Source organism: Micromonospora sp. NPDC023737 (genome assembly GCF_040639715.1).
Lineage (GTDB): Bacteria > Actinomycetota > Actinomycetes > Mycobacteriales > Micromonosporaceae > Micromonospora.
In genome coordinates this window covers 80,558-97,021 of record NZ_JBFAAL010000017.1, presented here as the reverse complement: position 1 = coordinate 97,021, position 16,464 = coordinate 80,558, and the positions used below count along the sequence as shown (strand labels likewise).

Below are 16,464 nucleotides of genomic sequence, written 5' to 3'. Positions count from 1 at the left end.
GTGCTGCCGTGGGACCGCTCAGCCGGCGTTCGGGCTGGGCGGCGGGGAGGCCGGGTCGGACGGGGTGGTGGCCGGCGCGCCGGTCGTGGGCTCGCCGACGGTGAGGCTCTGGAGCACCACGTCCGTCTGGGGCTTGACCTTGGCTCCCGCCCCATTGTCCACGGTCGGGAGCTTGCCGATCTTCTCGAGGACGTCCATTCCGCCGGTGACCTTCCCGATGATCGGGTAGGCCGGCTCGTCCGGGTCGTAGTCCTTGAAGAAGAGCAGGAACTGGCTGCCGTTGGCGCCCGGCGGGTTGGAGATCATCGCCACGGTGCCCTTCGGGTACGCCGGCTGCCGCTTCCCGGTCGGGCTGGCCGACGCGCTCGGCGCCGGCGCGTCCGGCACGTTCTCGTTGTAGAACGAGTAGGTCGGGCCGCCGAAGCCGGTGCCGCTCGGGTCGCCGCAGCGCAGCGCGCCCTCGGCCATGATCTCGTGGCACTTGGTGTTGTCGTAGAACGACCGGCTCGCCAGGTGGGCGATGCTCGCGGCGGCGCAGGGCGCGGAGGCCAGGTCGAGCTCGGCGGTGACCGGCGCACCTTGGTTGGTGGTCACCGTCATCGCCCGGGTGCCGTCGGTGGGCAGGCCGGTGGTCTCCGGGGTGCCCACGTCCTTGAGGTTGGTGTTGGCGGTGCCGTCCTGCGGCGTCCAGAGGCAGACCTCTTCGGCGGCGGTGTTCTCCTTCGGCTCGGAGTCGAAGGCACCGAGCGCCCAGGCCGAGCCGACCACGATCAGCGCGAGTATCAGGGCGGCGCCCACGCCCGCCTGAATCTGCCGTCGCCGCCTGACCCGCGCCGCCCGACGAGCCATCTGGCGGTCGAGCTTGGCCCGTGCCAGTTTGCGCTGCCGGTCCCTGCTGGAAGCCACCCGTGCTCCCCTTCCTCTACCCTGGTCGTCGCCGGCGCCGTGGGCGTCGCATGCCCGTGTGGGGCAGTGCGCCACGCCACACGCTCGCCAGAGTGTACGGCCACCGGCTGTGTATGTGGTGTACGAGGTCCTGGCTGTGCTTATCGGAGCACGTCACTGTGTTCCGCGGGGCGGGCGCGACGGATGGTCCGGCGAATATGCCGAGCGCGGCCGGTTAGGCTGATCAGGGACGGACCTCATGTCGACGGAAGGGGAGCGGACGTGCTCGTGGCCGGCTTTCCCGCCGACGCCTTCGGCACCAACTGCTACGTGGTGGCCACGGCGCCGGGGGAGCAGTGCGTGGTCGTCGACCCCGGCATCGGCGTACTCGACCGGCTCGACGCCGTGCTCGCCGAGCACCGCCTGCACCCGGCTGCCGTGCTGCTCACCCACGGGCACCTCGACCACACCTTCTCGGTGGCGCCGGTCTGCGGGGCGCGGGGGATCACCGCGTACGTCCACCCGGGCGACCGGGAGATGCTGGCCGACCCGGCCAAGGGCTTGTCCGCCGACCTCACGGCGCTCTTCGGCGGCCGGCTGACCTACTCCGAGCCGGACGACGTCGCCGAGCTGACCGACGGCGCGACGCTCGCGCTGGCCGGCCTGGAGATCACCGTCGACCACGCCCCGGGCCATACCGGCGGGTCGGTGCTGTTCCGGATGCCCGGCGCCGGGTCGCGCTGGGAGGCGGACGAGATCTGCCTCTCCGGCGACGTGCTCTTCGCGGGCTCGATCGGTCGCACCGACCTGCCGGGCGGCAGCATGCCGGCGATGCTCACCAGCCTGCGGGACAAGATCCTCCCGCTGGCGGACGACACCGTCGTACTGCCCGGCCACGGCCCCACGACCACGATCGGCCGCGAGCGCGCGAGCAACCCGTACCTCATCGAGGTGGCGGAGTCCGGCGACGCGCGCCCGGCCGCACCCGCCCGAGGTCTCTGATCCGCACCCGCGCCGCGGCGCGGGCATCGACCGGCCGCGCGTCGCGCGCGAGTCAAGGAGTACGTCATGAGCAAGCCCACGCCCATCTCCGGCTTTCCGGAGTGGACGCCGTCGCAGCGGATGATCGAGCAGTACGTGCTCGACCGGATCCGGAACACGTTCGAGCTGTACGGCTTCGCCCCGCTGGAGACCCGCGCGGTCGAGCCGCTCGACCAGCTGCTGCGCAAGGGGGAGACCTCCAAGGAGGTCTACGTTATCCGGCGGCTGCACGACGACGAGCAGGGCCCGGCCGGCGACGACGCGCTCGGTCTGCACTTCGACCTGACGGTGCCGTTCGCCCGGTACGTGTTGGAGAACGCGGGCAAGTTGCAGTTCCCGTTCCGGCGCTACCAGATCCAGAAGGTGTGGCGGGGGGAGCGGCCGCAGGAGGGGCGCTACCGCGAGTTCGTCCAGGCCGACATCGACATCGTCGACCGGGACAACCTCGGGGCGCACCACGAAGCGGAGATGCCGCTGGTCATCGGGGACGCGCTGCGGTCGTTGCCGATCCCGGAGGTGCGGATCCAGGTCAACAACCGCAAGATCTGCGAGGGCTTCTACCGGGGCATCGGGTTGACCGATCCGGAGGCGGCGCTGCGCGCGGTCGACAAGCTCGACAAGATCGGTCCGGCGAAGGTCGCGGAGTTGCTGGCCCAGACCGCCGGGGCGAGCGAGGCACAGGCGAAGGCGTGCCTGGCGCTGGCCGAGATCTCCGCCCCGGACGCGTCCTTCGCCGACGCGGTGCGCGCCCTCGGGGTGAGTGACCCGATGTTGGACGAGGGGATCGAGGAGCTGGTGCGGGTGGTGGAGACCGCCGCCGAGCACTCGCCGGGGCTCTGCGTGGCCGACCTGCGCATCGCCCGGGGCCTCGACTACTACACGGGGACGGTCTACGAGACCCAGCTGCGCGGCTACGAGCGGTACGGCTCGATCTGCTCCGGAGGCCGGTACGACAACCTGGCCAGTTCCGGCGCGGTCCGGTTCCCCGGTGTGGGCATCTCCATCGGGGTCACCCGGCTGCTCGGGCTGCTCTTCGGCACCGACGCGCTGTCGATCTCGCGGGACGTGCCGGCCTGTGTCGTGGTCGCGGTGACCAGTGAGGAGCAGCGGCCGGCCAGCAACCGGGTCGCCGACGCGCTGCGCCGACGTGGCATCCCGGCCGAGGTGTCGCCGAGCGCCGCGAAGTTCGGCAAGCAGATCCGGTACGCCGAGCGGCGACGCATCCCGTACGTCTGGTTCCCGGGCGCGGAGGGCGCGGGCGACGAGGTGAAGGACATCCGTTCCGGCGACCAGGTCGCGGCGACGGCCGACACCTGGACACCACCGGCTGCCGACCTGAAGCCACTGGTGAGCTGACCGCCCCGGCCGAGCCCGGTGTCCGCCGAGCTCCCACCCACCCCCACCCCCACCCCGGCTCGCTGGCGTGATCATGAAGTTAGCGGCGACAAATCGGACAGATTCTGCCGCTAACTTCATGATCACGGGGCTGGGTGGAGGTGAGGGGGCGCGGTTGGGCGGGGTGGGTTACCAGGGGAAGCCGGCGGCGTATGAGACGTTGGCCAGCGCCTGCTGGCCGGTGGCGTTCGGGTGGAAGTAGTCCCAGCCGGAGAGCTGGTTCAGCGTGAACGGGTAGCCGAACACCGCGTTGTCGTCGAAGTCGCAGTTCGGGCCGTACGCGGCGCAGGCCTGGGCGAGCTGGGTGTTGTAGTCGACGACCCGCTGGCGTACGCGGTTGCGCCGATCGACGTCGGGCTGGGCGGTGGAGGTCGGGTTGGCCAGCAGCGACTGGCAGATGCCGAAGAGCGACCAGGCCGTACGGGCGCTGCCGCTGCCCTTGCCGACGAACCAGAGTCGGTGCACGTCCGGGATGCTGATCACGAACACCCGGGCGTTCGGCAGCCCGGCGCGGAGGCGGTTCAACGCCGAGTCGATGTTCGCCCGGAACGTGCTCACCGGGGTCATGCTCGACTCCGAGCCGGTGCAGGCGTCATTGGCGCCGATCAGCATGGTGACGTAGTCGACGCCCTGGCCGACGGCGGTGCCGGCCTGTCCGTACATGTCGGCGGACTTCGCCCCAGAGCGGGCGTCGTTGTGGTTGTTGCCGTTGATGGCCGGGTTGGCCGTGCGGATACGCAGGTAGTGGCTGTTGACCGCGGAGTTGTCGCCGGTGCTGAACGACCGTGAGGTGCAGTCGACGTACCACCCGCAGGCGTTGAACCCGCGCGTGATCGAGTCGCCGAGGCTGGCCATGGAACTGGGCGGCGGGCCGGGGTCGGCGACGGCCGGGGCGGCAGGCAGCAGGGTGAGGGCGGTGAGCGCGGCGAGTGGGGCGAGCAGGCGCCGGATGGGGGACATGAGGGCCTCCGGATCGCGGTAGCCGGGGGGAAACCGTGCGGTGACCAGATCGTATAGACGGTCATCTGTGTTCACAACGCTTCCGGTTCGGGGCTGCCGTCGCCGCGGCGGGAAGGGCGGCCGCCGGTCTTGTTAAGGATCTTAAGCATGTGAATACTTCATTGCGTTCGGCCGGTTCCCCCAGTTCGGCCGGACCCTTCCGGGCCCCGCCGCCCCCGGCGAGGGCCGTCGCCCCCTCTTTGGAGGTTGTTCATGCGACCCACGAGGTCCACACTCCGCCGGGCCGCCACCCTCGCCGTGGCCGGAACCCTGGTCGTCGGCTCGCTCATCGGCGCACCCGCCCAGGCAGCCCCCGCCGCCTCCCCCGACGCCGCCACCGCTCTCTCCGAGCGGCTCGGCGCCCGCTCCGCCGGCGCGTACGCCGACGCCAGCGGCAAGATGATCGTCACCGTGACCGACGAGGCCGCTGCCCGCGAGGTCCGCGCCTCCGGCGCGACCCCGAAGTTCGTCGAGCGCGGCGCAGCCGAGCTGGCCCGGGTCACCTCCGACCTGGAGCGCAGCGCGAGCATCCCGGGTACCGCGTGGTGGGTCGACCCGGTCAGCAACCAGGTGGTCGTCTCCGTCGATCCCACCGTGACCGGCGCCAAGCTGGAGCGCGTCAAGGCCGCCGTGGCCCGGGCCGACGGCGCGCTGCGCATCGAGTCCGAGGCCGGCGTGCTGAGCACCCGGATCTCCGGCGGCCAGGCCATCTACGCCGGCGGCGGCGGGCGCTGCTCGCTCGGCTTCAACGTCCGCAGCGGCAGCACCTACTACTTCCTCACCGCCGGGCACTGCACCAACATCTCGTCGAGCTGGTATTCGAACTCCTCCCAGACCAGCCTGCTGGGCACCCGCGCCGGCACGAGCTTCCCGGGCAACGACTACGGCATCGTCCGGCACAGCAACTCCGCGAACGCGGCCGGCAACGTCTACCTCTACAACGGCAGCTACCGGGACGTCACCGGCGCGGGCAACGCGTCCGTCGGCCAGTCCGTGCAGCGCTCCGGCAGCACCACGGGCCTGCGTAGCGGCTCGGTGACCGCGCTCAACGCCACCGTCAACTACCCGGAGGGCACCGTCCGCGGTCTGATCCGCACCACGGTCTGCGCCGAGCCGGGCGACAGCGGCGGCTCGCTGTTCAGCGGCAGCACCGCGCTGGGTCTGACCTCCGGCGGCAGCGGCAACTGCCGCACCGGCGGTACCACCTACTTCCAGCCGGTGACCGAGGCGCTGAGCGTCTACGGCGTCAGCATCATCTGACCGTCCCCCGCCAGCGGGCCGCCGGAGTCATCCGGCGGCCCGCGTCATGTGTCCGATCCGCACGCCGGCCAGGGGGTCGGCCGGCCGCTCACCGAACGGCGGCCGCGTACTCACCGAACGGCGGCCGCATCTCTCACCCAACGGCGGCCACCCCGCTCACCGAACTCCGGCCGCGCGTTCACCCGACTCCGGTCGCGCCGCTCGCCGAATGGCGGCCACCCCGCTCACCGAACTCCGGCCGCGCCGCTCACCCAACGCCGGCCACCCCGCTCATCGAACTCCGGCCGGGGCGGCGAGCTGCGCCCGCCGGGCGGAGAGCACCGCCAGCAACGGCCAGAGCGCGACGGCCAGCGCCGTGATCCGCTCGGCCAGCCCGGTCCGGGATCCGACGTTCACCTCGAGCGCGAACCAGCCGACCAGGCCCAGCAACAGTGCGGTGGCGCTCAGCCCGACCGCCCGGCGGAACGCCCAGGGTGGCTCCGGGCGAGCCAGATGCCCGACGACCGGGCCGCGCGGCAGCCACAGCGCCGTACCGGCCGGCCAGAGCGCCAGCGCGAGGACGGCGACGGTCGCCACGGTGCCGTGACCGAGCGAACCACCGACGCTCGGCCGGGGAAAGGCGACCAGCGCGATGGTGGCCACCCCGCCGACGGCGAGCAGGAAACGGCTGGGCAGACCGGCCGCGTGCAGCACGGCGGCGATCGCCAGATAGCAGGAGCCGAACAACACCAGGGCGCCGGTCATGATCCAGCGATCGGCGGCATCCGGCCCGGCCAGCTCGCTGATGGTGTCCCGGACCGGGTCGTAGTCGCTGGGCTGCCGCGCGCCCGCGACCGTCCAGCCGGTCACCAGCAGCACAGGTGCCGCCGCCGCGGTGGCGACGGCCCACGTCGGTACGACGCGCATTCGGCCACGGTAATCGGCTCGGCGGCTCGGCGGCTCGGGTTCGGCGGTCCACCCACCGGTGATTCGCACCGGCGGGCCGGGTGGTCGGAGGAACGACGGCCGCCCCTGACAGAATGCCGGTGAGGACTGTTCCACGATGAGGAGTTGCCAGCCGTGATCCGTACCCACAACGCCGGAAGCCTGCGCGCGACGGACGCCGGCACCACGGTGACGCTCGCCGGCTGGGTGGCCCGCCGGCGCGACCACGGCGGTGTCATCTTCGTCGACCTGCGCGACGGCTCCGGCGTGGTCCAGGTGGTTTTCCGCGAGGAGGACGCGCACGCGCTGCGCAACGAGTTCTGCGTGAAGGTCACCGGCGAGGTGACCCGCCGCCCGGAGGGCAACGAGAACCCGGAGCTGCCCACCGGTGAGATCGAGGTGACCGCGGTCGAGCTGGAGGTGCTCTCCGAGGCCGCGCCGCTGCCGCTGCCTGTGGACGACCAGGTCGAGGCGGGCGACGACATCCGGCTCAAGTACCGCTACCTGGACCTGCGGCGAAGCGGTCCGGCGAAGGCCATGCGGCTGCGGTCGCGGGCCAGCCAGCTCGCCCGCACCGTGCTGCACGAGCGGGACTTCCTGGAGATCGAGACCCCGACGCTGACCCGCTCCACCCCGGAGGGCGCCCGCGACTTCCTGGTGCCGGTACGCCTGCAGCCGGGCAGCTGGTACGCGCTGCCGCAGTCCCCGCAGCTGTTCAAGCAGCTGCTCATGGTCGGCGGCATGGAGCGTTACTACCAGATCGCCCGCTGCTACCGGGACGAGGACTTCCGCGCCGACCGGCAGCCGGAGTTCACCCAGCTCGACATCGAGATGTCGTTCGTCACCGAGGACGACGTGATCGACCTCGGCGAGGCGATCGTGGCGAAGCTCTGGTCGGAGCTGGCCGGCCACGAGATCGCCCGCCCGATCCCGCGGATCACCTGGCACGACGCCATGTCCCGGTACGGCTCGGACAAGCCGGACCTGCGTTACGGCGTGGAGCTGACCGAGCTGACCGACTACCTGCGCGGCACCGAGTTCCGGGTGTTCGCCGGCGCGATCGACGCGGGCGGCTACGTCGGCGCGGTGGTCATGCCCGGCGGCGCGTCGCAGACCCGCAAGGAGCTGGACGGCTGGCAGGACTGGGCCAAGGCGCGCGGTGCGCGTGGCCTGGCGTACGTGGTGCTGGACGCCGAGACCGGTGAGGCGCGCGGCCCGGTGGCGAAGAACCTCTCCGAGGCGCACCTGGCCGGTCTGGCCGACGCGGTGGGCGCGAAGCCCGGCGATGCGATCTTCTTCGCCGCGAGCACGAACACCCGGGAGGCGCAGGAGCTGCTCGGCGCGGCGCGGATCGAGATCGCCAAGCGGTCCGGGCTCGTCGACGAGAGCGCCTGGGCGTTCTGCTGGGTGGTCGACGCGCCGATGTTCGAACGTGACGACGAGGGTGGCTGGACGGCCGTGCACCACCCGTTCACCTCGCCGAACGGCGAGTGGGTGGACCGGTTCGAGGAGGCGCCGGACCGGGCGCTGGCGTACGCGTACGACATCGTCTGCAACGGCAACGAGATCGGTGGCGGCTCGATCCGTATCCACCGGGGCGACGTGCAGCAGCGGGTCTTCGACCTGCTCGGCATCACCCCGGAGGAGGCGCAGGACAAGTTCGGCTTCCTGCTGGAGGCGTTCAAGTACGGCGCCCCGCCGCACGGCGGCATCGCGTTCGGCTGGGACCGGGTCTGCATGCTGCTCGCCGGTGCGGACTCGATCCGCGAGGTGATCGCCTTCCCGAAGACGCGGGGTGGTTTCGACCCGCTCACCGGCGCGCCGACGCCGATCACCGCGCAGCAGCGCACCGAGGCGGGCATCGACGCCAAGCCGAAGCCGCAGGCGGCTCCGCACAGCGGCACCGCCGGTCCGGCCGCCCCGGTCGCCGACCCGACCTGATCGGTCTTTCTCGGCCGCCGGCGTCGTTCGGAGGCCGCCGTTCGATCATGGGGTTGGCCGGGCCTGTGTGTCCGTCAACCCCGTGATCGACTGGAAGCGGAGGCGTCGTGACTTTGCTCGTGGTGGGGGCCAGCGGGTTTCTGGGCGCGGAGGTCTGTCGGCAGGCCGTCGCGACGGGTGAACGGGTGGTGGGGACGTACCACTCGGGTGCCGTCGGGATGGCCGGCGTCGAGGCGCGGCGGCTCGATGTGACCGATCGGGCCGCCGTCCGGGACCTGGTCGCGCGGGTGCGGCCCACGGTGGTCGTCGGCACGCCCTACCGGTACGGGGACTGGGCGGTGACCGCCGACGGGGCGGCGCACATCGCCTACGCGGCGGCCGAGGCCGGCGCGCGGCTCGTGCACATCTCCAGCGACGCGCTGCACGCCGGCCGTTCCGAGCCGTACGGGGACGACGAGCCGCCCAGCCCGATCTTCCCGTACGGGGCCGCGAAGGCGGCGGCCGAGACCGCCGTCCGGGCGATCGATCCGGCCGCGGCGCTGGTGCGCACCTCGCTGATCCTGGGGGAGCGGAGCAAGCAGATCCAGCTCTGCCGGGACGCGCTCGCCGGGCGGGCCACCCTGTTCACCGACGAACTTCGCTGCCCGATCGACGTCGTCGACCTGGCCGGCGCCGTGCTGGAGCTGGCCGGCACCGACTACGCCGGCCCGATCAACGTGGCCGGCCCGGACGCCGTCAGCCGCGCGGAACTCGGCCTGCTGGTGGCCCGCCGGGAAGGGCTCGACCAGATCGGCATGAAGACGTCCACCGGTGCCGAGGCCGGCGTGCTGCGCCCCACCGACGTACGGCTCGACTCCGCCCGCGCCATGGGCCTGCTGCGTACGCGGCTGCGTGGCGTACGCGAGCTTCTCGCCGCCTGATCCGACGGGCCACCGGCCCCACCGCGGCGCGGGCGATCCCGCAGAGATCGCATTCGATCCGGGATGAGTGCACAAGTTCTATGCACACATCTTGTGCATAGAACTTGTGCACAGATATTGTGCACGCATGCCTGACACTCCCGGAACTGATCGGCGCCCGCCACGACAGGTGCAGCTCAACGCCCGGCAGGTCCGGGTCCTGGCCCATCCGTTGCGGATGCGTCTGCTCGGCACGCTGCGGGTGGACGGGCCGGCGACGGCGACCGCGCTGGCCGACAAGCTCGACACCAACACCGGGGCGACCAGCTACCACCTCCGGCAACTCGCCGAGGTGGGGCTGGTCGCCGAGGACCCGGACCTCGGCACCGGCCGTCAGCGGTGGTGGCGGGCCCTGCACGACATCAGCAACTTCGAGCCCACCGAGTTCGACGACGACCCGGACGCCCGGGCGGCGGCGCGGTGGATCGAGGCCAACCACGTCCAGCTCATGGCCGAGCACGCGCGGCGGTGGATGGCGGCCGCCGAGGACCAGTCGCGGGAGTGGCGGGACGCGGCCAGCCTCAGCGACATGGTGCTGACGCTTTCGCCGGCCCGGCTGCGGGCGCTCAACGACGAGCTGTGGCAGGTGGTCATGCGCTACCACGACGAGCCACCGAGCGACGGGCCGGACGCCCAGCAGGTGCACATCTTCCTGTCCGCCTTCCCCCGGGTGGAGGGACGGCGATGAGCGCACTGTCCGTACGCCAGGTCCGGTTCCGCTTCCTGCTGCTGCACGGGCTGCGCTGGCTGCCCAGCGGTCTGACCATCCCGCTGATGATCCTGCTGATGCAGGAACGTGGGCTGTCGCTGTCCCAGATCGGGCTGGTCAGCGTCGCCCAGGGGGTGGTCGTACTGGCGCTGGAACTGCCCACCGGGGGGCTGGCCGACGTCCTCGGCCGGCGGCCCGTCCTGGTGACGGCCTGGCTGCTGGGCCTGATCTCCCTGCTGGTGTTCGCGGTGGCCGACTCGTTCGCACTCTTCTTCCTGGTGTGGGCGTTGCAAGGCGTCTTCCGCGCGCTGGACAGCGGTCCACTCGAGTCCTGGTACGTCGACGCCACCCTGGCCGCCGATCCCGAGGCCACCTACGAGCCGGGCCTCGGGTACGCCGGCACCGTGATCGGCGTGGCCATCAGCGCCGGCGCGCTCCTCAGCGGCGGCCTGATCGCGCTCGGCCCGATCGGGCCGGTCAGCGCACTCACCGTGCCCGTGCTGGTCGCCGCAGCCCTCCAGGCGGTGGCCATCGGGGCACTTCTCATGCTGCTGACGGAGGTTCGGCCCGCGAAGGGAAGCGGCGCGCTACGGGCGTCGATCGTCGAGGCTCCCCGGATGATCGGGCAGGCGGTCGGCCTGCTGCGTCGATCGCGGGTGCTGCTCGCCCTGGTGGCCGTCGAGCTGTTCTGGGGCTTCGGCATGGTCACGTTCGAGTCGCTGCTACCGGTACGACTCTCCGAGGTGGTCGGCGACGCGGACCGGGCGGCGGCGCTGCTCGGACCGGCCAACTCGGCGGCCTGGTTGGCCTCCGCGGCCGGCGCGGCGCTGACCCCGCTCCTGCTGCGCTGGCTCGGTGCGGCCCCCGGCGCCGCGCTGCTGCGGATCGCCCAGGGGGTGACGGTCGTCGGCATGGGGTTCTTCGCCGGGCCGGTCGGGGTGCTCGTCGCGTACCTGGCCTGCTACACGGTGCACGGCGCGTCGAATCCGCTGCACGTCGGGCTGCTGCACCGGCAGGTCGACGGTCCCTACCGGACCAGTGTGATCTCGCTGAACTCGATGATGGGTCAGCCCGGATTCGCGCTCGGCGCCGTGCTGCTCACCGCGCTCGCCGACTTCTCGAGCGTCAGCACCGCGATGCTGGTCGGCGCGGTCGTGCTGGCCGTCGCCGCCCCGCTCTACCTGCCGGCCTGGCGCGCCGGCCGGCGGGCCGTCACGGACGCAGCGGCCACGGCCGGTCCCACGACTCCGGTGCCTGACCCCACGCTCCCGTCGCCCGGGAGTCCGGCCGCCGTCCGGTCATCAGCGAGCGACGGGGCCCCGGTGGCCGGATCGGCGGGTTGAGGCCCGGCCGGTCGAGATGATCGACTCGGGTTCGTCGAAGGCGCGGTGTCCCTCCGGCCAGGGCGGTCCGACAGCAGGGGAACCCGAGTCGGTCGTGGTCCGCGCGGGACCGTTCGGGCGGCTCAGGCGAGGCGGATGGAGTTACGGGTCGCCGTGTTGGTGAAACCGAGCCGGCGGTAGAGCCGGATCGCGCCGACGTTGACCGGATAGACGCCGAGCGCGGCGTGGTCGTACCGGGTGAGCATCGTGCGGGTCATCGCGGCGGTGAGAGCGGCGCCGAGGCCGAGACCACGCTGCTGCGGGGCGACGGTCAGCCCGGCGAGGAACCCGATGTCACCACGGCTGCGGTCCGCGCCGCAGGCGATGAGGCGATCACCGTCCCGGATGCCGTACCAGCCGACCACCCCGAGGTCGCCCGGCCGGGAAGTGGTGCTCGGGAAAGCTTCGTCGATCAACGCGGTGAGCGCCGGGTGATCGGCCTCAGTGAGGCGTACCACCCGTTCCTCGCCCGGCTGACGCGGCGGCTCCGCCGTGGTCCAGAGGAAGAGCCACTCGTCACGCTGGGCCACGTTCAGCCGGCCGGCCAGGTCGGCCGGGTCGAGCCCAGGCAGGTTCAGCAACAGGCCCGCCCCGAGCACGCCCTCGGCGACCAGGTCGGCGCAGACATCGAGGGTGGGCCCGGCCGCGCCGAGGGCCGCCACCGACGGCCGCTGCCCCGCCGGCAGCACCCAGACCACCGCGCCGTCGCGCCGGTAGCCGCGCGGCTCCATCTCCGGCCGAAGCATGTGCCGGGCGTACGGGTGGTGGCCGGTGGCAGCCAGGATGGCGGCCCGACCGTCGAGCACCTGGTCGGCGATGATCATGCTCCAAGCCTAGGAGGGGTCGGGCTGACCGTTGTCGCCGGTGCCCGGACGGGGCCGGGTCGTCCATGGTGGAGATTGGCGAGCGTCCCGATCGGGTACATCCGGCGGCAACCTACTGGGAACCCCCACCGGAGGACGTCATGCTCGCCATTCTCGCGGCGATCGTATTCGGTTTCGCCCTGCTGCTCGACCTGATGGACACCAACTTCGGCGCACCGGACCTGTTCAACTGGAACACCCTCGTGCTCATCGGTCTGCTGCTGCTCGCGCTCTACCTGGCCGGTGTCGGCCGTGGCCCCGGTGGCGGCGGCGGACGCTGGTACCGGGGCCGTCGGCCTGGCCGTGGCTGACCGGACCCGATCACTGCCGGCCGGGCCCGCGGCGCGATTCCGGTGTCCCGGACCCGGCCCGGTACTGTTCTCGTGATGCAGTCCGATGCCCTGTTCTCCCTCGGCGAACCCGCCGGAGCGCCCAGCGCCCCCGCGGGTTCCGGTGATGCCGACGGGTTCACCGAGGTGGGGCCGGATTCGCCCCTGCCCGTCCGGATGCGCCCCGCGAGCCTCGACGAGCTGGTCGGGCAGGAACATCTGCTCGCGCCCGGCGCGCCGCTGCGGCAGCTGGTCTCCGGCGGCGCGCCGATGTCGGTCATCCTCTGGGGGCCGCCGGGCAGCGGGAAGACCACCATCGCGCACCTGGTCGCCCGGGCCACCGACCGTCGGTTCGTCGCCATGTCGGCGCTCTCCGCCGGGGTCAAGGACGTCCGGGCGGTGATCGATTCGGCCCGCCGGCAGCGTCGCAGCGGCGGTCCGCAGACCGTGCTCTTCATCGACGAGGTGCACCGGTTCAGCAAGACCCAGCAGGATTCGTTGCTCGCCGCCGTCGAGGACCGCACCGTCACGTTGCTCGCGGCCACCACCGAGAACCCCTACTTCTCAGTCATCTCGCCGCTGCTGTCCCGGTGCGTACTGCTCACCCTGCAACCGCTGGACGACGAGGCGGTCCGCGGACTGCTGCGCCGAGCGGTCGCCGACGAGCGGGGTCTCGGCGGTGCGCTCGCCCTGGATCCGGCCGCCGAGGACCACCTCGTCCGGCTCGCCGCCGGCGACGTACGCAAGGCGCTGACCGCGCTGGAGGCCGCGGCGGCCTCGGCGGGCGCGCTGGGCACCGGCCGGATCGACCTCGCCACCGCCGAGCAGGCGGTGGACGTGGCGGCGGTCCGGTACGACCGGGACGGCGATGCGCACTACGACGTCATCAGCGCGTTCATCAAGAGCATGCGCGGGTCGGACGTGGACGCCGCGCTGCACTGGCTGGCGCGGATGCTGGTGGCCGGTGAGGACGCCCGGTTCATCGCCCGCCGCCTGGTCGTCTTCGCGAGCGAGGACGTCGGCATGGCCGACCCCAGCGCGTTGAGTGTGGCGACCGCCGCCGCGCACGCCGTGGAGTACGTGGGTCTGCCGGAGGCGCAGCTCAATCTCGCCCAGGCGGTGATCCACATGGCGACGGCGCCGAAGTCGAACTCGGCGACGACCGCGATCGGAGCGGCGATGGCCGACGTACGGGCCGGACGTGGTGGTCCGGTGCCGCGCGGGCTGCGCGACGCCCACTACGCCGGTGCCCGCGGCCTCGGTCACGGCGCCGGTTACCGCTACCCGCACGACGACCAGCGCGGCGTGCTCACCCAGCAGTACGTGCCCGACGACCTGGTCGGCACCGACTACTACCAGCCCAGTCAGCACGGCGGGGAGCGGGCGGTGGCCGCCCGGCTGCCGCTGCTGCGCCGCATCGTGCGCGGCCTGCCCGCCCCGGCGACCCGCCCCGAGCCGTCGCGACGACCGGAGGCGCCCGCGACGCGGGCGGAGGCGTCAGCCGCACCGGCGGAGATGCCGGCCGCGCGGGTGGACACGTCGAGCGGTCGTCCGGCCGCGCCCGAGCAGGCGCCGGACGATCCCGCGGAGACTTCCCCGGCGGCGACGCAGGCGAGCGGACCGGCCCCGACCGCTGCGGCTGCCGACGGCGACCGAACAGCGGGTCCGCCTGAAGCCGGCGCGGAGAAGGATGGCGGCAGGGTTGCCGCCGGAGAGGGTCAGCAGTGAGATCGCGTGGTGCGGAGCGACCGGAGGACGGCCCGGACGAGCGGCGCGATCCCCGCGCCAAGGGCCGCCGCTGGGGACGGAACCGAGCCGAGGCCGCACCGGAGGAGCCGGTCAGCGGCGAGGAGTTCGGCTGGATCGACGATCTGCGGTCGGCCAAGCAGCAACGCACCGAACTGGGCCCCGACGGGGCGGACGCGATTCCGCCGGCCGCGCCTCGAGGCGCCGGACCGGTGCCGGCCGGTCCCGGACTCGACGTCCCGCCACCGGTAGGCGGTCCGGCGGCGCCGCCCGTGCGTCGGGGCGGCCCGGAGGCTCCTGGTGCCCGGCCGCGCCCCGTGGACGGGCCGTGGCCCGGCTCACCGGAGCCGACGAACGCTGCCCGGCGGCCGGAGCAGCGACCGCCCGCGGCACCGTCCGGTGCGCCGGCGTCGCACCAGCCGGCCGCCGCGCCGACCGCACCGCATCAGCCAGCACCCGCACCGGCCGCCCCGCGCTCGGCGAATCCGGGACCGGCCGCGCCGTACCAGCCTGTTCCCGGGCCGGACGCCGCCGGCCAGCCGGGCCGCGGCTCCGCACCGGTTCCCGGCCCCGGCCCGCACCCGAACGCCGGTGGTCCGACCGGCCCGCAGCCCCGCCCGCCGGCGTCCCGGCCGAGCCCGGCTGATCCTGCCGGTCCGCAGGCCCGTCCGGTCCCCGGCGCTCCGACCGTCCCCTTCGGCGGCCCACCGGCCGGCGGCGACCAGACCGGCAAGGTAGGCCCGGCCGGACGCTTCGGTGCCGCGGCCGCGGTCCCCGGTAGTCCGGCCGCTCCCGCGGCCCACCCCGTCCCCGATGAGCCCGCGGCTCCCGGCACCCCGACCTCGGGTGCGCCGGTCGGGCGTCGGCCGGGAACGACGCCGCCGCGGCGGGGCACCGGTCCGGAGCCGGCCCAGCCCACCGGGGAGATCCCCGCAGGCCGGCGAGCGGCCGCCGACCCGACCGACCCGGGTCGGGTCGCCGGTCCGGTCGGCGTCGTGCCCACCGGCGCGCCCGGCCTTCCCACTGCGACGGCAGGCGACCCGGGACCCGAGCCGGCCGGGGCACGCGAGCGCCGGGACCCGCGCCGCCGACCGGCGGTGGCACCGGAGACACCCCTTCCGCCGGGCGCCGTACCGGTCACCGGTGAGGCGTCCGCGCCGACCGGTCGCCGGCGTGCGCCCGAGCCCGATGAGCCGACGAGGGGTGACCAGCCGATCGTTGGGGGTCCGGGCAGCGCCGAGCCGGCGTCCGGCCGTGGTGGCGGACGCCGCCGCCGAGCGGCCCCGGAGGAGACGGAAACCGCCGCGCACCAGGCTCAGGGCCCGGACGGGGCCGACGGCGTCCTCCGCGGTCGACGGGCGGCGGCGGAGGACGACGCCGACCGGGCCCCCGGTCGCCGGCGGGCCCCGGAGGAGGCGGGTCCGACCACCGGCCGTCGTGTCGAACCGGAGGGCGCGGCCGCTCGGGGTGAACGCCCCGAACGCCCCGCCGACTGGCTTCGGCAGGCCGGACGGCTGCCGCACACCGACCCGAAGCTGCCGGTGATCGAAACCGGTGGCGCGGCGTCTTCCGCGCCGCCGTCATCGGACCGGTCCACCGGCAGGCGACCCGCACCCGGCCTCGTGCCCCCCGCTCAGGACCAGCCCCCGGCACGGCCGACCGGGCGTCGCGGCGCCCGTGCCGCTGTGCCACCCGGTGACGAACCGACAGGTGAACGGCCGGCCGGCACGCGCGCCGCCGCCGCCGTCGACGGCTCCGCCGGTGGTCGGCGCGGCACGTCGGACGAACCGGCACCCGACGGGTCGACGGCCCGCCGCGCCGTGGTGCCGCCCCGCCCGGTCGACGAGCCGCGCGCTGCCCGGCCCGGCCGCGCCCCGGCCACCGGCCGGGCGCCGACTCACCAACCCACCTCGGAGACTCCCACCGCCGCCTCGGCACCGGGCCGCGCCGCGGCCCGCTCCGAACCAGGTCCGGAGGTTCCGGCTCGTGGGGCGGCTCGTCCGGGGCCTGGTCCGGAGGTTGGTCCGCGGG

General features: G+C 73.6%; 13 protein-coding genes. 9 read left to right on the top strand and 4 right to left on the bottom strand.

All coding sequences use genetic code 11. The features are described from left to right. Window positions 1-18: 18 nt before the first annotated feature. Window positions 19-906, bottom strand: coding sequence for a peptidylprolyl isomerase (locus AB0F98_RS27035; RefSeq protein ID WP_357740719.1), 888 nt, complete (start codon window positions 904-906; stop codon window positions 19-21). A 261-nt stretch (window positions 907-1,167) separates the two neighbouring features. On the opposite strand from AB0F98_RS27035, the gene AB0F98_RS27030 reads away from it, so the two are divergent. After that, window positions 1,168-1,887, top strand: coding sequence for an MBL fold metallo-hydrolase (locus AB0F98_RS27030; protein WP_076472917.1), 720 nt, complete (start codon window positions 1,168-1,170; stop codon window positions 1,885-1,887). 66 nt (window positions 1,888-1,953) lie between these two features. Continuing rightward, the gene (hisS, locus tag AB0F98_RS27025) at window positions 1,954-3,282 is read left to right on the top strand and encodes a histidine--tRNA ligase (RefSeq protein WP_357740716.1); all 1,329 of its coding nucleotides are present in this window, start codon (window positions 1,954-1,956) and stop codon (window positions 3,280-3,282) included. 168 nt (window positions 3,283-3,450) lie between these two features. On the opposite strand, the gene AB0F98_RS27020 is transcribed toward hisS, so the two are convergent. Then, a complete protein-coding gene (locus tag AB0F98_RS27020) occupies window positions 3,451-4,281 on the bottom strand; it encodes a GDSL-type esterase/lipase family protein (protein ID WP_357740713.1) in 831 nt (276 codons plus the stop codon). A 252-nt stretch (window positions 4,282-4,533) separates the two neighbouring features. On the opposite strand from AB0F98_RS27020, the gene AB0F98_RS27015 reads away from it, so the two are divergent. Then, window positions 4,534-5,580 carry a S1 family peptidase gene (locus AB0F98_RS27015; protein WP_357740710.1) on the top strand — a complete coding sequence of 349 codons (1,047 nt, stop codon included), beginning with the start codon at window positions 4,534-4,536 and terminating at the stop codon, window positions 5,578-5,580. A 270-nt stretch (window positions 5,581-5,850) separates the two neighbouring features. Here the strand turns inward: AB0F98_RS27015 and AB0F98_RS27010 are convergent, their stop codons facing one another. Beyond that, window positions 5,851-6,486 carry a DUF998 domain-containing protein gene (locus AB0F98_RS27010; protein WP_357740707.1) on the bottom strand — a complete coding sequence of 212 codons (636 nt, stop codon included), beginning with the start codon at window positions 6,484-6,486 and terminating at the stop codon, window positions 5,851-5,853. A gap of 153 nt (window positions 6,487-6,639) precedes the next feature. Between AB0F98_RS27010 and aspS the strand changes: the two genes are divergently transcribed. The 4 genes from aspS (at window position 6,640) to AB0F98_RS26990 (ending at window position 11,456) form a co-directional block, all read left to right on the top strand. Continuing rightward, window positions 6,640-8,445, top strand: coding sequence for an aspartate--tRNA ligase (aspS, locus tag AB0F98_RS27005; protein WP_357740704.1), 1,806 nt, complete (start codon window positions 6,640-6,642; stop codon window positions 8,443-8,445). 107 nt (window positions 8,446-8,552) lie between these two features. Beyond that, entirely contained in the window at window positions 8,553-9,365 is an 813-nt protein-coding gene (locus AB0F98_RS27000; RefSeq protein ID WP_357740701.1) for a sugar nucleotide-binding protein, read from the top strand. A gap of 127 nt (window positions 9,366-9,492) precedes the next feature. Continuing rightward, entirely contained in the window at window positions 9,493-10,092 is a 600-nt protein-coding gene (locus AB0F98_RS26995; protein ID WP_357740698.1) for a helix-turn-helix domain-containing protein, read from the top strand. Beyond that, complete coding sequence (locus AB0F98_RS26990) at window positions 10,089-11,456, top strand: MFS transporter (RefSeq protein WP_357740695.1); 1,368 nt, start codon at window positions 10,089-10,091, stop codon at window positions 11,454-11,456. The genes AB0F98_RS26995 and AB0F98_RS26990 overlap by 4 nt, the downstream gene beginning before the upstream one ends. Window positions 11,457-11,578: 122 nt before the next feature. Here AB0F98_RS26990 and AB0F98_RS26985 read toward each other — a convergent pair whose 3' ends face one another. After that, window positions 11,579-12,319: a GNAT family N-acetyltransferase gene (locus AB0F98_RS26985; RefSeq protein ID WP_357740692.1), complete on the bottom strand. Its 741-nt coding sequence runs from the start codon at window positions 12,317-12,319 to the stop codon at window positions 11,579-11,581. A 140-nt stretch (window positions 12,320-12,459) separates the two neighbouring features. On the opposite strand from AB0F98_RS26985, the gene AB0F98_RS26980 reads away from it, so the two are divergent. Together AB0F98_RS26980 and AB0F98_RS26975 are read left to right on the top strand one after the other, a co-directional pair. Beyond that, a complete protein-coding gene (locus tag AB0F98_RS26980; protein ID WP_091589699.1) occupies window positions 12,460-12,669 on the top strand; it encodes a hypothetical protein in 210 nt (69 codons plus the stop codon). A 75-nt stretch (window positions 12,670-12,744) separates the two neighbouring features. After that, on the top strand, window positions 12,745-14,415 hold the full coding sequence (locus tag AB0F98_RS26975; RefSeq protein ID WP_357740689.1) for an AAA family ATPase: 1,671 nt from the start codon (window positions 12,745-12,747) through the stop codon (window positions 14,413-14,415). The last annotated feature ends 2,049 nt before the right edge of the window (window positions 14,416-16,464 follow it).

What these genes read in the sequence shown, in the direction of transcription:
- AB0F98_RS26985 (WP_357740692.1), bottom strand. Translation starts at nt 12,319, where the DNA reads ATGATCATCGCCGACCAGGTGCTCGACGGTCGGGCCGCCATCCTGGCT.
- AB0F98_RS26990 (WP_357740695.1), top strand. Translation starts at nt 10,089, where the DNA reads ATGAGCGCACTGTCCGTACGCCAGGTCCGGTTCCGCTTCCTGCTGCTG.
- AB0F98_RS26975 (WP_357740689.1), top strand. Translation starts at nt 12,745, where the DNA reads ATGCAGTCCGATGCCCTGTTCTCCCTCGGCGAACCCGCCGGAGCGCCC.
- AB0F98_RS26980 (WP_091589699.1), top strand. Translation starts at nt 12,460, where the DNA reads ATGCTCGCCATTCTCGCGGCGATCGTATTCGGTTTCGCCCTGCTGCTC.
- AB0F98_RS26995 (WP_357740698.1), top strand. Translation starts at nt 9,493, where the DNA reads ATGCCTGACACTCCCGGAACTGATCGGCGCCCGCCACGACAGGTGCAG.
- AB0F98_RS27015 (WP_357740710.1), top strand. Translation starts at nt 4,534, where the DNA reads ATGCGACCCACGAGGTCCACACTCCGCCGGGCCGCCACCCTCGCCGTG.
- AB0F98_RS27010 (WP_357740707.1), bottom strand. Translation starts at nt 6,486, where the DNA reads ATGCGCGTCGTACCGACGTGGGCCGTCGCCACCGCGGCGGCGGCACCT.
- AB0F98_RS27020 (WP_357740713.1), bottom strand. Translation starts at nt 4,281, where the DNA reads ATGTCCCCCATCCGGCGCCTGCTCGCCCCACTCGCCGCGCTCACCGCC.
- hisS (WP_357740716.1), top strand. Translation starts at nt 1,954, where the DNA reads ATGAGCAAGCCCACGCCCATCTCCGGCTTTCCGGAGTGGACGCCGTCG.